5 protein-coding genes are annotated in these 4,511 nt (G+C 69.0%); all 5 read left to right on the forward strand.

All coding sequences use genetic code 11. The features are described from left to right. Positions 1 to 221, forward strand: a 221-nt coding sequence (locus ABZS64_RS39015) for a flavodoxin-dependent (E)-4-hydroxy-3-methylbut-2-enyl-diphosphate synthase (protein WP_355839921.1), incomplete at its 5' end; no start/stop codon positions are given. Between the two features lie 25 nt (positions 222 to 246). After that, entirely contained in the window at positions 247 to 2,127 is a 1,881-nt protein-coding gene (dxs, locus tag ABZS64_RS39020) for a 1-deoxy-D-xylulose-5-phosphate synthase (RefSeq protein WP_355839923.1), read from the forward strand. Further along, a complete protein-coding gene (locus ABZS64_RS39025) occupies positions 2,124 to 3,509 on the forward strand; it encodes an aspartate aminotransferase family protein (protein WP_355839925.1) in 1,386 nt (461 codons plus the stop codon). The genes dxs and ABZS64_RS39025 overlap by 4 nt, the downstream gene beginning before the upstream one ends. 72 nt (positions 3,510 to 3,581) lie before the next feature. Then, positions 3,582 to 4,169, forward strand: coding sequence for a helix-turn-helix domain-containing protein (locus ABZS64_RS39030; RefSeq protein WP_355839927.1), 588 nt, complete (start codon positions 3,582 to 3,584; stop codon positions 4,167 to 4,169). Positions 4,170 to 4,191: 22 nt separating this feature from the next. Continuing rightward, entirely contained in the window at positions 4,192 to 4,347 is a 156-nt protein-coding gene (locus ABZS64_RS39035; RefSeq protein WP_355839929.1) for a DUF6126 family protein, read from the forward strand. The last annotated feature ends 164 nt before the right edge of the window (positions 4,348 to 4,511 follow it).

Here is a 4,511-nt window from a genome sequence, read left to right on the forward strand (position 1 = left end):
TCATGGGCTGTGTCGTCAACGGCCCGGGCGAGGCACGCGAGGCCGACCTCGGTGTCGCCTCCGGCAATGGCAAGGGCCAGATCTTCGTGAAGGGCAAGGTCATCAAGACGGTCCCCGAGTCGAAGATCGTCGAGACCCTCATCGAAGAGGCGATGAAGATCGCCGAATCCATGGAGGACGCAGGGACGGCCTCGGGCCCGCCCGCCGTCACCGTGAGCTGAACCGGCAAGTGAAGGGGGTCCGACCGTGACGATTCTTGAGAACATCCGGGGGCCGCGCGATCTGAAGGCGCTGACCGATGCGGAACTCGAAGAACTCTCCGGAGAGATAAGAGAGTTCCTGGTCCAGGCGGTGGCGAGAACAGGCGGCCATCTGGGACCGAACCTCGGCGTTGTGGAGCTGACCGTCGCCCTCCACCGCGTCTTCGACTCGCCCGTCGACCGCATCCTGTGGGACACCGGGCACCAGAGCTACGTACACAAACTGCTCACCGGCCGGCAGGACTTCTCCAAGCTGCGCGGCAAGGGCGGGCTCTCGGGTTACCCGTCCCGCGAGGAGTCCGAGCACGACGTCATCGAGAACTCCCACGCGTCCACCGTGCTCGGCTGGGCCGACGGACTCGCCAAGGCCCATCAGGTGCTCGGCACCAGCGACCATGTCGTCGCGGTCATCGGGGACGGAGCTCTCACCGGCGGGATGGCCTGGGAGGCGCTCAACAACATCGCCGCGGCCAAGGACCGGCCGCTGATCATCGTCGTCAACGACAACGAACGCTCCTACGCACCGACGATCGGCGGCCTTGCCAACCACCTCGCCACGCTGCGCACCACCGACAGCTACGAGAGGGTGCTGGCCTGGGGCAAGGACGTCCTGCAGCACACGCCCGTCGTCGGCAAACCCCTGTACGAATCGCTGCACGGCGCGAAGAAGGGGTTCAAGGACGCCTTCGCACCCCAGGGGATGTTCGAGGATCTGGGCCTGAAGTACGTCGGGCCGATCGACGGGCACGACATCGCGGCCGTGGAGTCGGCGCTGCGCCGGGCGAAGCGCTTCCACGGGCCCGTCCTGGTGCACTGTCTGACCGAGAAGGGCCGCGGCTACCGGCCCGCGCTGGAGGACGAGGCCGACCGCTTCCACACCGTCGGCGTCATGGACCCGCTGACCTGCGAACCACTCGCGCCGTCCAACGGCCCTTCCTGGACCTCGGTGTTCGGCGACGAGATCGCCGAGATCGGGGCCGAGCGCCCGGACGTCGTGGCGATCACCGCCGCGATGCTGCACCCCGTCGGTCTGACGAAGTTCGCCGAGCGCTTCCCCGAGCGGGTGTGGGACGTGGGGATCGCCGAGCAGCATGCCGCGGTCTCCGCGGCCGGGCTCGCCACCGGCGGGCTGCACCCGGTCGTCGCCGTGTACGCCACCTTCCTCAACCGGGCCTTCGACCAGCTGCTGATGGACGTGGCCCTGCACAAGTGCGGAGTGACCTTCGTACTCGACCGGGCGGGCGTCACCGGAGTCGACGGGCCCTCCCACAACGGCATGTGGGACATGTCGATCCTCCAGGTCGTCCCGGGGCTGCGGATCGCCGCGCCGCGCGACGCCGACCGGCTGCGCCAGGAGCTGCGCGAGGCCGTCGACGTGAACGATGCGCCCACCGTGCTGCGTTTCCCCAAGGAGTCGGTGGGGGAGCCGGTCGAGGCGATCGGCCGGATCGGCGGGATGGACGTACTGCACCGGGACGTCGAGCCCGAGGTGCTTGTGGTGTCCGTGGGTGCCCTCGCGTCCGTCTGTCTGCAGGCCGTGGAGCTGCTCAAAGGGCGCGGCATCACGTGCACCGTCGTGGACCCGCGCTGGGTCAAGCCCGTCGACGAGCAGCTCGCGCCGCTCGCCGACCAGCACCGGCTGGTGGCCGTGGTCGAGGACAACAGCCGCAACGGCGGTGTCGGTTCGGCCGTCGGGCAGGCGTTGCGCGACGCGGGCGTCGATGTGCCGTTGCGTACCTTCGGCATCCCCGAGCAGTTCCTCGCGCACGCCAAGCGCGGCGAGGTGCTCGCCGACATCGGGCTCACCCCGGTGGAGATCGCGGGACGGATCAGCGCTGCCATGGCAGTCAAGGAGAACGGTCAATGAGCAAGGAGTTCGACCTGGCCCAGCTGCTCGCCGAGCGCGGCGGCGAGCGCTACGAGCTGCACGCCAGGCATCTCAACCACCAGCTGCCGCGCATGCTGCACACCATCGGCTTCGACAAGGTCTACGAACGCGCCGAGGGCGCGTACTTCTGGGACTCCGAAGGCAACGACTATCTCGACATGCTCGCGGGCTTCGGAGTGATGGGGCTCGGCCGGCACCACCCCGTCGTACGCAAGGCGCTGCACGACGTCCTGGACGCCTCGCTCGCCGACCTCACCCGCTTCGACTGCCAGCCGCTGCCGGGGCTGCTCGCCGAGAAGCTGCTGGCGCACAGCCCTCACCTGGACCGGGTGTTTTTCGGGAACAGCGGTACGGAAGCGGTGGAGACCGCCCTGAAGTTCGCCCGGTACGCGACGGGGAAGCCGAGGATCGTCTACTGCACCCACGCCTTCCACGGGCTCACCACCGGGTCGCTGTCGGTGAACGGCGAGGACGGCTTCCGGGACGGATTCGCACCGCTGCTGCCCGACACCGCGATCGCGATGGGCGATCTGGCGGCGCTGGAGCGGGAGCTGAAGCGCGGCGACGTGGCGGGCTTCGTCGTGGAGCCCGTCCAGGGCAAGGGGGTGCACGCGACCCCGCCCGGATTCCTGTACGCGGCACAGGAGTTGCTGCACAAGCACAAGGCCCTGCTGATCGCCGACGAGGTGCAGACCGGCCTCGGCAGGACCGGCGACTTCTACGCTTATCAGCACGAGGAAGGGGTCGAGCCGGATCTGGTCTGTGTCGCGAAGGCGCTCTCCGGCGGTTACGTACCGGTCGGGGCGACCCTCGGCAAGGACTGGATCTTCAAGAAGGTCTACTCCTCGATGGACCGGGTCCTCGTGCACTCGGCGAGCTTCGGGTCCAACGCCCAGGCGATGGCCGCCGGGCTCGCGGTGCTCTCGGTGATCGAGGACGAGCAGATCGTCGCCAACGCCCGGGTGACCGGCGAGCTCCTGCGCTCACGGCTTGCCGCGCTCGTCGACCGCTATGAGCTGCTGCACGAGGTGCGAGGGCGCGGCCTGATGATCGGCATCGAGTTCGGCCGGCCGGACTCGATCAAGCTGCGCAGCCGCTGGACCATGCTGCAGGCGGCCCGCAAGGGACTGTTCGCGCAGATGGTCGTGGTGCCGCTGCTGCAGAAGCACCGGATCCTCACCCAGGTCTCCGGCGACCATCTGGAAGTGATCAAGCTGATTCCGCCGCTGACCATCGGCGAGCGGGAGGTGGAGCGGTTCGTGGACGCGTTCACGGCCGTGATGGACGATGCCCACGGCGGTGGCGGGCTGATGTGGGACTTCGGCAAGACCCTGGTCAAGCAGGCCGTCGCGAATCGCTGATCGGGAATTGCTGCTTTTTGCCTCTGGGGCAAGAAATTTGCCCCAGAGGCACATCCCTGGCGCAATGGAGACATGAGTACTCCTGCCGGAGAGGCGCCTGCCGCGCTGCCCGATGTCGCACCGAGACTGCGCGATCTGCGCCGCCGCCGCGGTCTCACCCTGGAGGCCGCCGCCCAGCGTGCGGGGCTTTCCCCCGCCCATCTGTCCCGGCTCGAGACGGGCAACCGCCAGCCCTCGCTGCCGATGCTGCTCGCTCTCGCCCGCATCTACGGTACGACGGTCGCCGAGCTCCTCGGCGAGTCGGCTCCGGAGCGCGAGCCGGTCATCCGCGCCGGGCGCAAGGAACCCTCGTCCGCCGACGGCTGGACCTACCACCAGGCCGGTGGTCCCGGCCGGGCGATGCAGGCCCTGCGCCTCGTCGTGCCGTACGGTTCCCAGGGCGATCTCGTGCGGGTGCACCCCGGAGAGGAGTGGCTGTACGTCCTCGACGGGCGGCTGCGGCTGGCCCTCGGGGACGCGGTACACGAGCTGAGCCCCGGCGACAGCGCGCACTTCGACTCGCTGACGCCGCACCGCATCGCGGCGGTCACACCCGACGGGGCCGAGCTCCTGTTCGTACACACGCTGCTGCAGAGCCCCGACATCCATCCGCATGCCTGACATCCGCATGCCTGAGGTCCCTATGCCCGACACCCGCGAGAGGCCCGCCATGTCCAAGCACAACGAGGAGGGGAAGTTCCCCCGCGGGCTCGTGATCCGGCTCTTCGCCTACCTGGTCGCGGGCCACCTGTTCGCCGCTTTCCTGTATCTGCTGTTCACACTCGGCGGCAAGGGCTAGGTCCTGTCCGGCCGATCTTGCCGGGTTCGCGTGCCCTGGCACGGCACCTCGCTGCGTTGTCGTCAGTCGACCCGCCTGGGAGGCGTGGGCGCGAGCCCGATGTGGTCCTCCGCGGCGGAGCCGTCGGAGCCGCAGGCGGTGGGGGGTGTCAGCCCTCACATCTC

This window comes from Streptomyces sp. NPDC005408 (assembly GCF_040606445.1).
In the GTDB taxonomy this organism is placed as follows: Bacteria; Actinomycetota; Actinomycetes; order Streptomycetales; family Streptomycetaceae; genus Streptomyces.

Excerpts from the sequence above, each read along its gene's own strand:
- ABZS64_RS39025 (WP_355839925.1), top strand. The coding sequence starts at position 2,124 with ATGAGCAAGGAGTTCGACCTGGCCCAGCTGCTCGCCGAGCGCGGCGGC.
- ABZS64_RS39035 (WP_355839929.1), top strand. The coding sequence starts at position 4,192 with ATGCCCGACACCCGCGAGAGGCCCGCCATGTCCAAGCACAACGAGGAG.
- ABZS64_RS39030 (WP_355839927.1), top strand. The coding sequence starts at position 3,582 with ATGAGTACTCCTGCCGGAGAGGCGCCTGCCGCGCTGCCCGATGTCGCA.